Genomic DNA, 15,816 nt, shown 5'->3' with positions numbered 1-15,816 from the left:
AAAAAAGCCCGCGACGAAAATCGCGGGCTTTTTTCTGCGGCCTGGCCGCGGGCTTCAGTCGTTATCGAGCGTGCGCTGGCGCAACTCATGCAACTGCGACTCGACGACGGTTGCGTCTTCCGCGTCGGGGCGCTCGTCGAGATAGTGTTCGAGGTCTTCGAGCGCCGGTCGCAGATAGTCGAGCCGCGCATAAGCGAAGCCGCGGTCGCGCACTTCTTCGATGTTCTCCGGCAGCAGGATCACGAGCCGCTGCTGGATGGCCAGCAGGCGCTGCCAGCGCTCGGTCTGCAGATAGACCGATTTCAGGTTGCGCAGCATGCGCGCGACGATCTCGCGGCGGGTGGCCGGCTCGAGCAGCATGCGCAGCGCGCGCGCCACGGAATCGCCGGCGTTGGCCACGAACGGTTCGAGCATCTCCACCATGTCGGATTCGGTGAGCGTGCGGCCGGTGGTGGGATCGAGCATCTCGTCGCCTTCGGGCAACGCCACGCGCAGCAGAAAATGCCCCGGAAACGACACGCCTTTCACGGGCAGGCCGAGCTGGGTCGCCATTTCCAGATACAGCACCGCGAGCGAAATGGGGATGCCGCGCCGGCGCTTGAGCACGGCGTTCAGGTGGCTGTTTTCGGGGTCGAGAAAGTCGTTGAGATTGGCCGCGAAGCCCATCTCGCGAAAGAAGCAGCGGTTGAGCACGGCCACCTGCTGGCGCACGTCCGCCCCTTCGGGCATGCGGCGGCGCACACGCAGCGCGAGTTCGTCGATCTCGGCGAGCGTGCCTTGCAGATCGAGGTCGGGATAAGCGTCCTGCGCGATCGCGAGTGCCGCCTCGGTGAGCGGCAGGCTCTCGTCGTCGGCAACGAGCGCGCTGAAATAATCCAGAACCCGCGTAGTCATCGTGGTCACTTCGCCCGCCTCTTGAAGTACGCGTATTTGAAGCCCATCAGCCAAAGCATACCGAAATATAGCGCCGCGAACAGGACGAGGCACGCACCAAGCAAGGCGATGCGCTCGAGCGGCGCATGACGCAGTGCGATCCAGTCGTAGCTGATGGCGCACCAGTGCATCGCCCCGGCCAGCACGAGACATGCCCCGAGCAGCTGCACGAAGAACGTCGCCCAGCCGGAGGACGGCATATAGATGCCACGGCGGCGCAGCCCGATGAACAACAGCAGCGCGTTCATGCAGGCGCCGAGGCCGACCGAGAGCGTCAAGCCCGCGTGCGAGAAGATCGGCACGAAGATGTAGTTGCTGATCTGCGTGGCGATCAGCACGCCCACACCGATCTTGACCGGCGTCTTGATGTCCTGGCGCGCGTAGAAGCCGGGCGCGAGGATCTTGATGAGGATGAGGCCGACGAGCCCCACGCCGTAGGCCGCCAGCGCGCGGCCCGTCATGATGACGGACGTGGCGTCGAACTTGCCATAGTGAAACAGCGTGGCCGTGAGCGGCTCGGCGAAGAAAAAGAGCGCGACGGCCGAAGGCGCAGCCAACAGGAACGTCACGCGCAGGCCCCAGTCGAGCAACGCCGAATACTCGTGCGGATCGGCATCGACGTGCGCCTTCGAGAGGCTCGGCAGCAGGATCGTGCCGAGCGCCACGCCGAGCAGCGCGGTCGGGAACTCCATCAGGCGGTCGGCGTAGTTGATCCACGACACCGCGCCGGGCCCGAGACGCGAGGCGATATTGGTGTTGATGATGAGGCTGATCTGCGCGACCGAGACGGCGAACATGGCGGGCACCATCTTCGCGAGCACCCGCTTCACGCCTTTGTGCGCGAGCGCCTTGAGCGGGTTCAGGCCGATGCGCGGCATCATGTCGATGCGCTTCAAGCCCGGCAGCTGCACGATGAACTGCAGCACGCCGCCGACGATCACGGCCCACGCGAGCGCGTAGACCGGCTGCTTCATGTGCGGAGCGAAGGCCACGGCCGCGGTAATGAACGAGACGTTGAGCAGCACCGGCGCGAACGCGGGCAGCGAGAACTGCTTGTACGTGTTGAGCACGCCGGACGCGAGCGACGTCAGCGAGATGAACACGATATAGGGGAACATGATGCGCGTCATCGTGACGGCGAGCGGGAACGCTTGCCCGTCGCTCTTCAAGCCCGAAGCGACCACGATAACGACGAACGTCGCGCCGAAAATGCCGAGCAGCGAGAGGATCGCGAGGACCCAGGCGAGCACGGTCGAGGTGGCGTCGACGAGCGCGCGCGTGGCGTCGTGGCCCTTCTGGTTCTTGAACTCCGCGAGAATCGGCACGAAGGCCTGCGAAAATGCGCCCTCCGCCGAGATGCGGCGCAGCAGGTTGGGAATACGAAACGCGACGTAGAAAGCGTCGGTGTACTGGCTCGCACCGAAGGCGCGCGCGATCAGCGTTTCTCGGGCCAGACCGGTCACGCGCGACAGCAGCGTGAAGCCGCTGACTGTCAGCAGGGCTCGGAATAGATTCATGGGGCGGTCATTATACGGGCGTCGTCCGCTCCATCGCGGATGCGCAGCGCAAAGGTCGGCGCACAACCCCGCGCGACGCCGCAGGCGAACGGGTGGCAAAGACAAAGCGCGCTGATTGTGACCGTGCTGCGTGAAAGGCGTTCACGTCCCGCAGCGTCTGGCTTCGCTATCGTGTCGTGATTGCCACTCGCATGATTCTGTTGCTATAATCATCGATTCGAGTTCTCCCGGAGGGCTCGAAACGCGTCTTGGAAAGGGGGCAGGAAAGAGGTAGAAACCCGCTCTGGCACAAAAGGCGCGGCTGGTTGAGCGAAACTCAGCCGGCAAATACCGTTTTGAACGTCTCAGGCATCCTGCCGGTCGTTCAAATCCAGGCAAAGAGCGTCGGTCGCACCACGCTCCGCAATCACAAGGAATCGCAATGGCAAACTCCGCACAAGCACGCAAGCGCGCCCGTCAGGCTGCGAAGGCAAACTCGCACAACTCGGCACTGCGCTCGAAGTTCCGCACCGCCATCAAGGCTGTTCGCAAGGCAATCGACGCCGGCGACCAGGCTAAGGCTGCTGAAGTTCTGAAGGCATCGGGCAAGACGCTCGACATCATCGCCGACAAGAAGATCGTTCACAAGAACAAGGCCGCTCGCCATAAGAGCCGCCTGGCTGCTGCCGTCAAGGCAATGCAAGCCGCGCAGTAAAGAGCTTCGGATTGCCGGCCACGGCTGGCAGCCCCCTCTTTGAGCTGCACCACAAAAAACCCGCTTCGGCGGGTTTTTTTGTTTCTGCCGGGCGCAAAAAAACCCGCCGAGGCGGGTCCGTCCGTGGCCGTCGCCGCGCCGTCAGCGCACGTTGGCTTGCTGCGTGGCGTGGTCGTGAGGCAGTTCGCACGCCTCCGTCACGACGAGGTCGTTGTCCTTTGCGAAGTTCATCACGAAATTGAAGGCCATCGGCTCGACGTCCTTCAGGCGCGAGTCAAGCACGACGACCTTGAGGTCGCCGATCATCGTCGGGCGCACATAGAGCGAGTAGCGCAGATAGGCGTTCGGGCCGCGAGCATTGGCCGACGCTTTCGGACCAAAGCTCGACATCACCCCGGCGAGGCGCTCCGACCAGTCACTCGGACGAAACTTCTTCCCCGCGCTGGTGATGCCTTGAATGAAGTATTCGGTTGGAGCTTCGTCGGCCATGCAGGAGTACCTGTGTGTGTAGCTGCTGGGTGCGTTTGCAGCGTGTAACGGCGGCACGAGCGCTGCGCCCGCGCGGGTACCGCGGAACGCCGGCCGCGGGATCGCCCGCTGCCACACGCATGGACAGTCCGATGGATAGGGAACGGCTGCCGCGCACCCCGCCTGGCGTGAAGTCTCGAAAATCGCCGCCGACGCGTGTCACAAGCAGGTCTCGCAACGGGATCGACAGGGCGATTTCGCGGCGCACTGCCAGCCAGCGCACAGGCCGCTCCCGCGGGCCTGCCGTCGCCGCGAGGTGTCGCCACCTTGGCCGATGGTGTTGCCACCACACGTTCAGGGCCCGTTTGTCGTGCCTAAGAAATCTCTGGGATTATAGCGCACTGACCGTTTTGACGCAGTGCACACAAGGCACTTGAAAGGCTGGATCCGGGCCTGAGCGACGCCCGCGAAACAGTCGCGAAAGCCGTCACGAAAGCGCCGCCCATCGTGCGCCAGGGCACCCCTGCCTAAATTTTGGGCAACTCGTCAAAATGCGCAAAATCCTTTATGCTGCTTTGACTTACCACCAACCGCAGCGGCGTCGCCGGCCCAATCCTGCAGTTCGAGGCCGGATCGGGCGCCGTTTTTGTTTCATGACCTCCCGGACCATACGCCATTACCTGCAGTTCAAGGATTTCTCCCTTGACGAATATGAATATGTGCTGGAGCGCGCGCGCATCCTGAAGCGCAAGTTCAAGAACTACGAGACCTATCACCCGCTGCACGACCGCACGCTGGCGATGATCTTCGAGAAGAGCTCCACGCGCACGCGCCTGTCGTTCGAAGCGGGTATCTTCCAGCTGGGCGGCCACGCGGTGTTCATGAACACGCGCGACACGCAACTCGGCCGCGGCGAGCCGATCGAAGATTCGGCGCAGGTCATCTCGCGCATGGTCGACATCATCATGATCCGCACGTTCGGCCAGGACATCCTGCAGCGCTTCGCCGAAAGCTCGCGCGTGCCGGTCATCAACGGTCTCACGAACGAGTACCACCCCTGCCAGGTGCTGGCCGACATCTTCACGTACTACGAGCAGCGCGGTCCGATCCGCGGCAAGACCGTGGCGTGGGTCGGCGACGCCAACAACATGCTCTACACGTGGATCGAAGCGGCGCAGATCCTCGGCTTCAAGCTGCGCATCTCCACGCCGCCCGGTTATCCGCTCGATCCGGCGCTGGTCGCGCCGGAAAGCAAGCCGTTCTACGAAGTGTTCGAGGACCCGCACGACGCCTGCGACGGCGCCGACCTCGTGACGACCGACGTCTGGACCAGCATGGGCTTCGAGGCCGAAAACGAAGCGCGCAAGCAGGCCTTCGCCGACTGGTGCGTGGACGCGCCGATGATGGCCCGCGCCAACGCCGATGCGCTGTTCATGCACTGCCTGCCCGCGCACCGCGGCGAGGAAGTGAGCGCCGAGGTGATCGACGGTCCGCAGAGCGTGGTCTGGGACGAGGCGGAAAACCGCCTGCACGTGCAGAAGGCGTTGATGGAGTTCCTGCTGCTCGGGCGCTTGAACCACTGAGCCCGGCGTGCGCCAACATGAAATAAGCCGACCTTCGGGTCGGCTTTTTTGTGTCCGCTGCGGCCCGCGGCGCGCGCGTCAGACCGTTTCGCCGAGACGACGCGCCAGCGACTTCAAAAGCGGCGCCACGCGCTCGCGAAACACGTCAGGCCCCATCGACGAAGCCGGCCCGCTGCAACTGAGCACGAGCCAGCGACGCTCGCGCGGCTCGCGAAACGGCACCGCCACGGCGTTGACGTCTTCGTGCCAGTCGCGAAACGAATAGCAGCACCCTTCCTTGCCGAACACCTCGATCTCGCGTTTCGCGGCCGCAACCAATGCCGGCCCTTCGGCGCCCGCTGTCTTCTCCAGCTCCGCGAACAACGCCATCCGCACATCGATGGGCTGCACCGCCAGATAGGCGCGGCCCATCGAGCTCGTGAGCATCGACAGCCGCGAGCCCGAGGCGAGGCCGAGCGTGAGCGCCGTCTCGCTGCGGATCGTCTCCAGATAGATCACGTCGAGGCCGTCGCGGCACCCCAGCGACACCGCGGCGCCCACCTCGCGCGCGAATACGCGCATATGCGGGCGTGCGAGTTCGAGCGTGTCCGTGCCCGAGAGCAGCGCGAAGCCGAGTGACAGCACCCCGGCGTCGAGCGCATATTTGCCTAGCGATTCGTCAAAGCGCAGATAGCCGAGCACGGTCAGCGTGTACGCCAGCCGGTTCACGGTCGCCTTGGGCAGGCCCGTGCGCTCCACGAAGTCGCGGTTGCCGAGCAGCGTCTCGCCGGGACGGAACGCGCGCAGCAGGTCGAGCCCGCGAGCGAGCGCCACGACGAACTTGCGCTCGTCGACCGGCCCCTCGGCCAGCGAAGCAGAAAAAGAAGAAGTCGTAGTCATTCCGGATGCAGACATGGGCGCCCTGGTGCTACACTAAAGTCAATTTGCAAAACATTGTTCCGCATAGCGGAACTCGCGTCAAGCGCAAATTTGCCCATTTCAAGGATTTGAGGAAAGGAGAGACACCATGGCCGCACACGCCCAGTTCCATTGGGAAGACCCGCTTCTGCTCGACCAGCAGCTCACCGAAGAGGAGCGCATGGTGCGCGACGCCGCCGCCGCGTATGCCCAGGACAAGCTCGCGCCGCGCGTGCTCGAAGCGTTCCGCCACGAGAAGACGGACGCCTCGATCTTCCGCGAGATGGGCGAAGTCGGCCTGCTCGGCCCGACGATTCCCGAGCAGTACGGCGGGCCCGGCCTCAATTACGTCGCCTATGGCCTGATCGCGCGCGAAGTGGAGCGCATCGACTCGGGCTATCGCTCGATGATGTCGGTGCAGTCGTCGCTCGTGATGGTGCCGATCTTCGAATTCGGCTCGGAAGCGCAAAAGCAGAAGTACCTGCCCAAGCTCGCGAGCGGCGAGTGGATCGGCTGCTTCGGCCTCACGGAGCCGAACCACGGCTCGGACCCGGGCAGCATGGTCACGCGTGCGAAGAAGGTGAACGGCGGCTACTCGCTCTCGGGCGCGAAGATGTGGATCACGAACTCGCCGATCGCCGATGTGTTCGTCGTCTGGGCGAAGCTCGAGGAAGACGGCAAGGACGACATCCGCGGCTTCATCCTGGAGAAAGGCTGGAAGGGTCTGTCGGCGCCGGCCATCCATGGCAAGGTGGGTCTGCGCGCCTCGATCACCGGCGAAATCGTGCTCGATGAAGTCTTCGTGCCCGAAGAAAACCTCATGCCGGGCGTGAAGGGCCTGCGCGGTCCGTTCACCTGCCTGAACTCGGCGCGCTACGGCATTGCCTGGGGCGCGCTCGGCGCTGCTGAATCGTGCTGGCACACTGCGCGCCAGTACGTGCTCGACCGCAAGCAGTTCGGCCGCCCGCTTGCCGCGAACCAGCTGATCCAGAAGAAGCTCGCCGACATGCAAACGGAAATCACGCTTGGCCTGCAGGGTTGCCTGCGTCTTGGCCGCATGAAGGACGAAGGCACGGCGGCCGTCGAGATCACGTCGATCATGAAGCGCAACTCGTGCGGCAAGTCACTCGACATCGCGCGTCTCGCCCGCGACATGCTGGGCGGTAACGGTATCTCCGACGAGTTCGGCGTGGCGCGCCACCTCGTGAACCTCGAAGTCGTGAACACGTACGAGGGCACGCACGATATCCACGCGCTGATCCTCGGCCGCGCACAAACGGGCATTCAGGCGTTCTTTTGATCGCCGCCCTGCCAGGCATCGCCGGCGCATAAAAAAACGCCGCACGATTCGTTTCGTGCGGCGTTTTTGTTATTGCACCTCTCTTGCGCGGACGCTGGCCGAACGGCTTACTTGTTCGGCTGCGGCGTCATGCGCAGATACGGACGCAGGGCCTTGTAGCCCTTCGGGAACTTCTGCTTGAGGACTTCTTCGTCCTTCAGCGACGGCGCGATCACGACGTCGTCGCCCTGCTTCCAGTTGCCGGGCGTCGCGACCTGATAGTTGTCGGTGAGCTGCAGCGAGTCGATCACGCGCAGCACCTCGTCGAAGTTGCGGCCCGTACTCGCAGGATAGGTAATGATGAGGCGCACCTTCTTGTTCGGGTCGATCACGAAGAGCGAGCGCACGGTGAGCGTCTCATTCGCGTTCGGATGAATCATGTCGTACAGCGTGGACACCGTGCGGTCGCCGTCCGCGAGAATCGGGAAGCCGACGTTCGCGGCCTGCGTCTCGTTGATGTCCTTGATCCATTCGTTGTGCGACTGGGCGCTATCCACCGAAAGCGCGATCGTTTTCACGTTGCGCTTCTCGAATTCGTCCTTGAGTTTGGCGGTCAGGCCAAGCTCGGTCGTGCAGACCGGCGTGAAGTCGGCCGGATGTGAAAACAGCACGCCCCAGCTATTGCCGAGCCACTCGTGAAACTTGATGCGGCCAATGCTCGAATCCTGCTCGAAGTCGGGTGCGATATCGCCAAGACGTAGACTCATGGTGCGGTTCCTTTGAACGAGGTGAACGGGTTTGATCGAAACGGCGCGCGCGGGCCGTTGATCCAGTGGACGTTTACAACATTCAAGCATACAGGCCCTGGCTGCGCCCCGCGAACGAACATCGCCTCACACCGGTATGAGTTTTTGTAATTTTGAACCGGTTGGAGGAAACTTTAGGTGCCGGATCAAATCAATGACTCTCACCACGCGATTTTTTGTGAGCGAGATCCAGAACCCCGTCCACGCACGCTCGCGGGAACGGTTCGTGCGAATTCGCAGGTCGTGGCGGCGCGCCACGCTTGCCAGCGCCCGGATCTTTGTTACGATTCACGCGTGATGTGACACGATGGGAGCCAGTCAATGTCAGAGGTCAACAAGGAGAGGCTGATGTCCGATATCAAAACCGTCCTCGCGGATGCAGAGGACCTGCTCAAGCAGGCTGCGAGCGCTACGGGCGAGCGCGCTTCGGAATTGCGCGAAACGGCACTCTCGCGTCTGAAGCAGGCAAAAGAGAAGGCCGCCGACGTCCAGGTGGTCGTGGTCGAGAAAGGCAAGAAAGCGGCACGCGCCACCGACGACTATGTCCACGAGCATCCGTGGGCGTCGATCGGGATCGCCGCCGGCGTGGGCGTGCTGGTCGGCTTGCTGATCAACCGCAAATAAAGCGGCTCGCCGTACCACGCGGACGGTCTCCGGGCCGCTCGCGCGGCGCGGCTCGACCAGCCGGCTGGCAGCGGTTGGCTGACGGCTATTTGCTCACGCCGCCAGCCGCACTGATTAGTCTCGCCGGGCCGATTGAGCCCGCTGTCTTTTCTTGCGTTCTTTCTTGCGCATTGCTCGGGCCTCCGCCTCCGCCTGCGCCACCTGCCATCGCCATGACGACAGACACCCACTCGCAGCGACACGAACACGGGCCGTTGCGCCGACTGCTCGGCTCCGCGTCCGCGATGCTACAGACGCGGCTAGAACTGATCGGCATCGAACTCGCCGAGGAGAAGGACCGCCTCATCGGCGTGCTCTTTCTTGGCCTCGCGGGGATGATGTTCGCGATGCTTGCCCTGATCGCGCTCACGGCGCTCGTGGCCATCGCCTTCTGGGACACGTACCGCTGGGAGGCGCTCGCCGGTCTCACGATCGTCTATGCGATCGCGGCGATTTTCTGCGGCCTGAAGGCGCGCCGCGGGCTGCACACCGCGCCGCTCGTCTTCCAGGCGACGCTCGAGGAATTCGAGAAAGACCGAGACGCCCTGCGCAACCCCTAGCCGCGAGCCGACGCCATGAACCAACCCCGACCGGACACTGCTTTTCGCCCCCGCCGCGGCCGCGCGCACGACCTCTCGACGCCGCAGTTGCGCGCCCTGCGCAAGGAACTGCTGCTCGTGCGAGCGAGCGTCGAGCGCGCCGAAATGGCCGAAGCGATTGTGGACATCCGCGCGACGGTCACGAACTTCAGCTGGCTGCGCTTCGTGGTGCCCGGATTCGGTCGCTCTGGCGATAGCCGCGTGGCTTCCGGCCTCGGCAGCCTGCTCAAGGAATATCCGCTGGTCAGTTCGCTCATCTCGCTCATCGTGGCGAAGCCGCTGCGTACGAGCATCGTTTCGGCTGCGCGCCCCGTGATCAAGTGGGGCGGCCTCGCCTTTACGGCGTGGGAAGCGTATCGCGTGTGGCAGCAGGTGCGGCGCCAGCGCGGCACCTCGGCGAACCCGCCTGCCCGCAACAGGTCCGACGAAGACGACCTCACCGGCTAACCGCCGCCCGCGCCCGCCCTCCGGGGCGTTCACCGATCCCTCCAGCACATCTGCGTCGCCGCCGCGACAGCGCCGCCGCCTGCTGTGTGATTGCTGCGCGCGCCGGTTGCATCGAGCACGAAGGCGCCGCACGCATCGCCACGCATCGGTCCCGCTTCCACCGGATCGGCTACGAGGGCGTAGCCGCCGTTGGAATCGTCGGCGGGCATCAGCCGCAAGCGGTAGATGGGCCTTCCGGTTGGCGGAGCCTGATCGAACCCAGTGGGCAAGAGCGCCAACGACGCGCTCTGCGTGTCGACGAGCTGCGCCGCGCGATAGAGCGCGGCCACGGCGTCGGTGCGATGTCCCCGCGCGATCTGCGCGCTCCACCCCGGCATCGCGAAGGCGGCGACGATAGCGGCCACCGCCAGCGCGATGACCAGTTCGAGCAGTGTGAACGCGTTGTACCGATTGCTCTTCACCTTTCCTCCCGTTGGCGTCGTCAAAATGGCCTCGCGACGACGCGACGCCAGTGATGCTCGACGCGCGTCGCGCCACCCGCGGTTTCGATGACCACCTGGTCCTGCAGCCAGCTTTGCGTGTCTTCCGATGCGCCGAACCCTCGCGCCGTGACGAGATACGCGCGAACCAGCGGACGGCTCTCGATGCGCCAGGCCTCGACGATGCATCGCGGCAAGCGCACGGACCCCGGCCACGCGGCAACGGGCACGACCGCCTGCCGCTCGAAGCTGTCCTGCCATCGCCAGGCTTGCGGCTCGCCGGGCTGCGCGGCCGCCACAGGCGCGGCCAGTGAGCCATTCGTCAGCGCACGCGCGCACAACACGAGCGCGGCGTCGGCGGCATGGAAGGACTGCAGATGATCGGCGACGGCATCCGCGTTGCGCCGCGCGAGCAGCGCGGCCTCGAACCACGCCGCCGAGGTCACGAGCATCATCGCGACGACGAGCAGCACGACCGGGAGCGCCACGCCCCGACACGCGGCGCGTATGCGACGCTTCCCGCGCAGGTTCGTTTTCATGACGCTGCCGGCACAACGTTGCGCAGCACGATGTGCCGCCAGAACGCCTGTCGCGCACGCCCATCCGCGCCGACAGCCTGCACACCGTCGCAATCGACGTAGCGCATGCGCCGCGCAAAGGCCGCCCCGTGCACCAGCACGCACAGATCGACCGCGACGACCGACGCCCACTGATCGCGCGCGAGCGCCGAAGCGTCGACCGCCTGCGCCGCGCCCGCTGTCCAGTAGCGCAGGCGCAAACGCTCGACGCCCTCGACGAGCGGCTGCGGCTTGCCAGCGCCCGCGCAGTAAAGCTCGCTCCCGCGAGTCGTCTGGCTCGCCACATCGGCGTAATAGCGGTTCACGATTTCCACGCCTGCCACGCCAACCCCCTGCCCGAGGCAGTCGGTTACCTGGCCGTTTACGGTAGGCCACGTCGATACACTGTCGCCTTGATAGCGCACGGCCAACCCATCGGAGCGGCTCGGCAGCGGCTTGCAGACAAGCGCCACATCGGCGTCGACCGGGCGCCCAGCCGCGCAGCCGAAGATCGCTGGGCCGGCGAGTGGCGAGCGTGCGTCCGCGGCAACGAAGCCGGCCATCTGGATCTGCTCGCCGATCAGCATCAACGCATTCATGCCGGCCTCGTGGATGTGCGCGGCGTCGTTCGCCTGCGCATAGGCCTGGCGCTGCGTGCGATATGCCGAGAGCGCGCCAAGCGTCACCACGAGGCCCAGCGCCACGGCGATCGTCAGTTCGAGCAGGGTGTGGCCGGCCTGCTGGCGCACGTGAGCGAAACGCTTGTTCATCGCAAAAACGCCAGCGCGACGCAGGCGCGTCCGGCGGGCGACGTGGCATCGAGACACGGCGCAACCCGCGAAAGCGCGGTCGATCCCGACGCTGCGCCGAGCGGTGTCGCCGCCCAACTCACGGACGCGATCGATGCGTCGCCGCCCGCGCTCGACAGGGTCAGCCGCCCTTCGGGCACGACGCTCGCCGCCAGCGCCTTCCATCGATCAGTCGCTGCGGGCGTTGCCCCCGCCACGTGCGCCGCTTCGGCCATGGCGTCAGCGGCAAAGGCCGCGCGCTCGCGCGCCGCTGCCAGTTGCGCGTGCCGGACCAGCCCAAGCTGCGTGCTCATGAGGCCGAGCCCGCACATCGCCATGACGCCGAGCGCAATGGCGACTTCCAGCAGCGTCGACCCGCGCGCGCCGCGCTCGCTCACGCGGCTCATGGCGCCCCCGTGCATGCGCCGTCGCTGATGCGTGCCCGGCCTCCCTGCGCGATGCGTATGCAGCGCCGCCAGCCCGCGCCGCGTTGTGCCGCCGACGGCGCCCGCGGGGCGATCTCGAAGTTGCGCAAACTGCCGATGGTCTGCCCCGCCGGCGGCGAAAACGTGATGGCAGCGAGCCCCGACGCCACGGAAATCGCGTCGAGCGCCGGCTGGGTGCGCAACGGGATAGACGCTCCGGCGCGCTCGATCATGACGGCCCAGCCGCAGGACCAGTCGGCAATACCGGACGGACACGCTTTGCCCGCCTCGAGGCAATGGCGCGCGGCGTCGACGCGGCAAACGGTAACGCGCGACTTGCGCCGTATGGCCTCGTTGCGTGCATAGGCGAGCGTGCCGAGCATGGCATTGGCGCGCGCGTCGACCTGATCGCGCACGCGCCATGCGGTGAAAACGGGCGTGGAAACCGTTGCGCAGATCGCCAGCAGGACGATGACGACCATCGTCTCAATGAGCGTGAATCCTCCGGACTTCATGAGCAATCCTTAGTTCGAGCGGATTGCCATCAATCTACGGACGAAAGCGAAACGAAACAATTAGCCGAACGGCTAGCTGGTGCGCGCAGCGTCGGCTCGCGAGAATGCAAGCGTTACGACCGCGGCCTGGCAGGGAGGAAGAAAAATGCGAATGCGCTCAGCGCTTTTTCGCGGGGTTGTTGGCACCCGCGCGGCGGAATTCCTCGATCACGTCTTCGAATTCGGAGACGTCCTCGAAGCGTCGATACACCGAAGCAAACCGTACGAACGCGACCTTGTCGAGTTCGCGCAATTCGCCCATGACGAGCTCGCCAAGGCGCTCGCTGCGCACTTCGCGCTCGCCGCTGCCGAGCAGTTGATACTCGATACGGGCAACCGCCGCGTCGATCGCATCGGCCGCAACCGGGCGCTTGCGCAGCGCCAGTTGCATGCTCGCCATGATCTTGCGGCGGTCGAATTCCGTGCGGCTGCCATCCTTCTTGACGATCGAAGGCATCGCCAGCTCGACCCGCTCGTACGTCGTGAAACGCTTGTCGCAGGCCGGGCAGCGGCGGCGGCGCCGGATCGCGGCGCCGTCTTCGGACACGCGCGAGTCGACGACCTGCGTGTCTTCGTGCCGGCAAAAGGGGCAGCGCATGGGTTATCGCGTGGCTTAGCGGTAAACCGGGAAACGCTTCGTCAGCTCGGCGACCTGCGCCTTCACGCGCTCGATCGTCGCGGCGTCTTCCGGATTGTCGAGCACGTCGGCAATCAGGTTGCCCACCTGCTCGGCTTCCTTCACGCCGAAGCCGCGCGTCGTCATGGCCGGCGAACCGAGACGGATACCGCTCGTCACGAACGGCTTTTCCGGGTCGTTCGGGATCGCGTTCTTGTTGACCGTGATGTGCGCGGTGCCGAGCACGGCTTCCGCCGCCTTGCCGGTGATGTTCTTGGCGCGCAAGTCCACCAGCATCACGTGGCTTTCCGTGCGGCCCGAAACGATGCGCAGACCGCGCTTGACCAGCGTTTCCGCCAGCACGCGCGCGTTGTCGACCACTTGCTGCTGGTAGGTCTTGAATTCCGGCGAGAGCGCTTCCTTGAACGCCACGGCCTTGCCGGCAATGACGTGCATGAGCGGACCGCCCTGGATGCCCGGGAAGATGGCCGAGTTGATCTGCTTCTCGAACTCCGCCTTCATCAGGATCACGCCGCCGCGCGGGCCGCGCAGGCTCTTGTGCGTGGTCGTGGTGACGAAGTCAGCGTGCGGCACCGGGTTCGGGTAGACGCCGGCGGCGATCAGGCCCGCGTAGTGCGCCATGTCGACCATGAAGTACGCGCCGACCGCCTTGGCAACCTTGGCGATGCGCTCGAAGTCGATACGCAGCGCGAATGCCGACGCACCGGCGATGATCAGCTTCGGCTTGGTCTCGTGCGCGCGCTTTTCGAGTGCTTCGTAGTCGATGTCTTCCTTGGCGTCGAGGCCGTAGCTCACGACGTTGAACCACTTGCCGCTCATGTTCAGCGCCATGCCGTGCGTGAGGTGGCCGCCTTCGGCGAGGCTCATGCCCATGATGGTGTCGCCCGGCTTGAGCACGGCGAAGAACACGCCCTGGTTGGCCTGCGAGCCCGAGTTCGGCTGAACGTTCGCGGCTTCGGCGCCGAACAGCTGCTTCACGCGGTCGATCGCGAGCTGCTCGACGATATCCACGTTTTCGCAGCCGCCGTAATAGCGCTTACCGGGGTAGCCTTCGGCGTACTTGTTGGTGAGCTGCGAGCCCTGCGCGGCCATGACCGCGGGCGAGGTGTAGTTTTCCGACGCGATGAGCTCGATGTGCTCTTCCTGGCGGCGGTTCTCGAGTTCGATCGCCTTGAAGAGTTCGGGATCGACGTTGGCGATGGTGCTTTCGGCTCTGTCAAACATACGGATTCCGTTAAGTGTGTTCAGGTTGACCGGGTCTCGCGCGGAACGCGTAGCGGGTACGCGGCGCTGCTGGCGAAGAGGCCAGCCTTGACGTGGCGGAAGGAGGTGCCGCACACGCGAGGCAGGACAGCCTCCGCAGCGCAAACGAAAGCGCGCGAAATCAGGCTGCCCAGGCGAACGGCAAAACGGCACCCTGCGCTTCACGGTGGGTCGTTCCACCTTGGGTCCCCAATAACGAGCGCATGGCTACCGCCAATGCCGCCGTTCCGGAACCCTATCGCCAGTCACGCAGGGATTGAGCGCGTTAGTTTATTGGAACGGCCGGGAATAGGCAACCGCCCGCCCCCAGTGCGCCCGTAGCCATGCGGCCCGTGCGCGTACTGTCCCTTTCTTGCCGCAATGCGGCATTGCAAGTAGGCTCTCCCCTTTTCTCGCCTTCTATAGACCAAAGAGCCACCATGATCGTTTTCGTCACCGGCGCTTCCGCAGGATTCGGCGCCGCCATCGCCCGGGCCTTCGTGAAGGGCGGCCATCGCGTCGTCGCCACCGCTCGCCGCAAGGACCGCCTCGACGCCCTCGCCGCCGAACTCGGCGACGCCCTGCTGCCCATCGAGCTCGACGTGCGCGACCGCGCGGCGGTCGAAGCTGCGCCCGGCGCGCTGCCGCCCGGGTTCGCCGGCATCGACGTGCTGGTCAACAACGCCGGCCTCGCGCTCGGCGTGGAGCCGGCGCAGAAGGCCGACCTCGACGAGTGGGAAACCATGATCGACACCAACTGCACGGGCCTCGTGCAGGTCACTCACGCGTTTTTGCCCGGCATGGTCGAGCGCAACCGCGGCCATATTTTCAACCTCGGTTCGGTGGCGGGCCGCTGGCCGTATGCGGGCGGCAACGTCTATGGCGCGACCAAGGCGTTCGTGCGCCAGTTCAGCCTGAACCTGCGCGCAGACCTCGCGGGCACGGCACTGCGCGTGACCGACATCGAGCCTGGCCTGTGCGGCGGCACCGAGTTCTCGAACGTGCGCTTTCGCGGCGACGACACCCGGGCGGCCGGCGTCTACAAGGACGTGCAGCCGCTCACGGCCGAGGACATCGCCGATTCGATCTACTGGATCGCCACGCGCCCCGCGCACGTCAACATCAACACGATCGAACTGATGCCCGTGGCCCAGACGTTCGCCGGCACCAGTATCCACCGCGGCTAAAATTACCTTACAAATTTAATACTTACGTCAGTCGTACGAAAGACGTAGGGGCCTCGCGTTC

19 protein-coding genes and 1 riboswitch are annotated in these 15,816 nt (G+C 65.1%); of the genes, 7 read left to right on the top strand and 12 right to left on the bottom strand.

Features of this window, described 5'->3' with window-relative positions; genetic code table 11:
- Window positions 1-54: 54 nt before the first annotated feature.
- Complete coding sequence (locus AB4Y42_RS10060; RefSeq protein ID WP_035513442.1) at window positions 55-894, bottom strand: SirB1 family protein; 840 nt, start codon at window positions 892-894, stop codon at window positions 55-57.
- Window positions 895-899: 5 nt separating this feature from the next.
- Window positions 900-2,450, bottom strand: a complete 1,551-nt coding sequence (gene murJ / locus AB4Y42_RS10055) for a murein biosynthesis integral membrane protein MurJ (RefSeq protein ID WP_368687641.1) — start codon at window positions 2,448-2,450, stop codon at window positions 900-902.
- A 421-nt stretch (window positions 2,451-2,871) separates the two neighbouring features.
- Between murJ and rpsT the strand changes: the two genes are divergently transcribed.
- Window positions 2,872-3,144 carry a 30S ribosomal protein S20 gene (gene rpsT, locus AB4Y42_RS10050; RefSeq protein WP_069262794.1) on the top strand — a complete coding sequence of 91 codons (273 nt, stop codon included), beginning with the start codon at window positions 2,872-2,874 and terminating at the stop codon, window positions 3,142-3,144.
- A gap of 141 nt (window positions 3,145-3,285) precedes the next feature.
- On the opposite strand, the gene AB4Y42_RS10045 is transcribed toward rpsT, so the two are convergent.
- Window positions 3,286-3,633 (bottom strand): DUF3579 domain-containing protein, encoded by a 348-nt coding sequence (locus AB4Y42_RS10045; protein WP_324159890.1) that lies wholly within the window; start codon window positions 3,631-3,633, stop codon window positions 3,286-3,288.
- Between the two features lie 632 nt (window positions 3,634-4,265).
- Between AB4Y42_RS10045 and argF the strand changes: the two genes are divergently transcribed.
- Window positions 4,266-5,195, top strand: a complete 930-nt coding sequence (argF, locus tag AB4Y42_RS10040) for an ornithine carbamoyltransferase (RefSeq protein ID WP_368687640.1) — start codon at window positions 4,266-4,268, stop codon at window positions 5,193-5,195.
- A gap of 78 nt (window positions 5,196-5,273) precedes the next feature.
- Here the strand turns inward: argF and AB4Y42_RS10035 are convergent, their stop codons facing one another.
- Window positions 5,274-6,074: an IclR family transcriptional regulator gene (locus tag AB4Y42_RS10035; protein WP_368694081.1), complete on the bottom strand. Its 801-nt coding sequence runs from the start codon at window positions 6,072-6,074 to the stop codon at window positions 5,274-5,276.
- Between the two features lie 127 nt (window positions 6,075-6,201).
- Here AB4Y42_RS10035 and AB4Y42_RS10030 point away from each other — a divergent pair, with 127 nt between their 5' ends.
- Window positions 6,202-7,392 carry an acyl-CoA dehydrogenase gene (locus AB4Y42_RS10030; protein WP_254317026.1) on the top strand — a complete coding sequence of 397 codons (1,191 nt, stop codon included), beginning with the start codon at window positions 6,202-6,204 and terminating at the stop codon, window positions 7,390-7,392.
- A 107-nt stretch (window positions 7,393-7,499) separates the two neighbouring features.
- Here AB4Y42_RS10030 and AB4Y42_RS10025 read toward each other — a convergent pair whose 3' ends face one another.
- Entirely contained in the window at window positions 7,500-8,138 is a 639-nt protein-coding gene (locus AB4Y42_RS10025; RefSeq protein ID WP_368694080.1) for a peroxiredoxin, read from the bottom strand.
- 360 nt (window positions 8,139-8,498) lie between these two features.
- On the opposite strand from AB4Y42_RS10025, the gene AB4Y42_RS10020 reads away from it, so the two are divergent.
- The 3 genes from AB4Y42_RS10020 to AB4Y42_RS10010 all read left to right on the top strand — a co-directional run bounded on the left by AB4Y42_RS10020 (window position 8,499) and on the right by AB4Y42_RS10010 (window position 9,886).
- Window positions 8,499-8,801, top strand: coding sequence for a YqjD family protein (locus tag AB4Y42_RS10020; RefSeq protein ID WP_007584918.1), 303 nt, complete (start codon window positions 8,499-8,501; stop codon window positions 8,799-8,801).
- 212 nt (window positions 8,802-9,013) lie between these two features.
- Window positions 9,014-9,400, top strand: coding sequence for a phage holin family protein (locus AB4Y42_RS10015; RefSeq protein WP_028205315.1), 387 nt, complete (start codon window positions 9,014-9,016; stop codon window positions 9,398-9,400).
- A 15-nt stretch (window positions 9,401-9,415) separates the two neighbouring features.
- Window positions 9,416-9,886: a DUF3318 domain-containing protein gene (locus AB4Y42_RS10010; RefSeq protein WP_368694079.1), complete on the top strand. Its 471-nt coding sequence runs from the start codon at window positions 9,416-9,418 to the stop codon at window positions 9,884-9,886.
- Between the two features lie 29 nt (window positions 9,887-9,915).
- Here the strand turns inward: AB4Y42_RS10010 and AB4Y42_RS10005 are convergent, their stop codons facing one another.
- The 7 genes from AB4Y42_RS10005 to glyA form a co-directional block, all read right to left on the bottom strand.
- Complete coding sequence (locus AB4Y42_RS10005; protein ID WP_368687636.1) at window positions 9,916-10,347, bottom strand: type IV pilin protein; 432 nt, start codon at window positions 10,345-10,347, stop codon at window positions 9,916-9,918.
- Window positions 10,348-10,367: 20 nt separating this feature from the next.
- On the bottom strand, window positions 10,368-10,904 hold the full coding sequence (locus AB4Y42_RS10000) for a hypothetical protein (RefSeq protein ID WP_368687635.1): 537 nt from the start codon (window positions 10,902-10,904) through the stop codon (window positions 10,368-10,370).
- Complete coding sequence (locus AB4Y42_RS09995; RefSeq protein WP_368687634.1) at window positions 10,901-11,692, bottom strand: PilW family protein; 792 nt, start codon at window positions 11,690-11,692, stop codon at window positions 10,901-10,903. Before AB4Y42_RS09995 ends, AB4Y42_RS10000 begins: the two co-directional genes overlap by 4 nt.
- A complete protein-coding gene (locus AB4Y42_RS09990; protein ID WP_368687633.1) occupies window positions 11,689-12,117 on the bottom strand; it encodes a hypothetical protein in 429 nt (142 codons plus the stop codon). The genes AB4Y42_RS09995 and AB4Y42_RS09990 overlap by 4 nt, the downstream gene beginning before the upstream one ends.
- Window positions 12,114-12,650, bottom strand: a complete 537-nt coding sequence (locus AB4Y42_RS09985; protein ID WP_368687632.1) for a GspH/FimT family pseudopilin — start codon at window positions 12,648-12,650, stop codon at window positions 12,114-12,116. The genes AB4Y42_RS09990 and AB4Y42_RS09985 overlap by 4 nt, the downstream gene beginning before the upstream one ends.
- Before the next feature lie 157 nt (window positions 12,651-12,807).
- Window positions 12,808-13,287, bottom strand: coding sequence for a transcriptional regulator NrdR (nrdR, locus tag AB4Y42_RS09980; protein WP_133182723.1), 480 nt, complete (start codon window positions 13,285-13,287; stop codon window positions 12,808-12,810).
- A gap of 15 nt (window positions 13,288-13,302) precedes the next feature.
- The gene (gene glyA, locus AB4Y42_RS09975; protein WP_028205321.1) at window positions 13,303-14,550 is read right to left on the bottom strand and encodes a serine hydroxymethyltransferase; all 1,248 of its coding nucleotides are present in this window, start codon (window positions 14,548-14,550) and stop codon (window positions 13,303-13,305) included.
- A 160-nt stretch (window positions 14,551-14,710) separates the two neighbouring features.
- Window positions 14,711-14,848, bottom strand: a riboswitch (ZMP/ZTP riboswitch).
- A 160-nt stretch (window positions 14,849-15,008) separates the two neighbouring features.
- Between glyA and ydfG the strand changes: the two genes are divergently transcribed.
- The gene (gene ydfG, locus AB4Y42_RS09970; RefSeq protein ID WP_368687631.1) at window positions 15,009-15,755 is read left to right on the top strand and encodes a bifunctional NADP-dependent 3-hydroxy acid dehydrogenase/3-hydroxypropionate dehydrogenase YdfG; all 747 of its coding nucleotides are present in this window, start codon (window positions 15,009-15,011) and stop codon (window positions 15,753-15,755) included.
- Window positions 15,756-15,816: the final 61 nt, after the last annotated feature.

It is taken from the genome of Paraburkholderia sp. EG286B (genome assembly GCF_040965655.1).
In the GTDB taxonomy this organism is placed as follows: Bacteria; Pseudomonadota; Gammaproteobacteria; order Burkholderiales; family Burkholderiaceae; genus Paraburkholderia.
The sequence above is the reverse complement of the archived record's forward strand: the minus strand, read 5'-3'. Positions and strand labels throughout refer to the sequence as shown.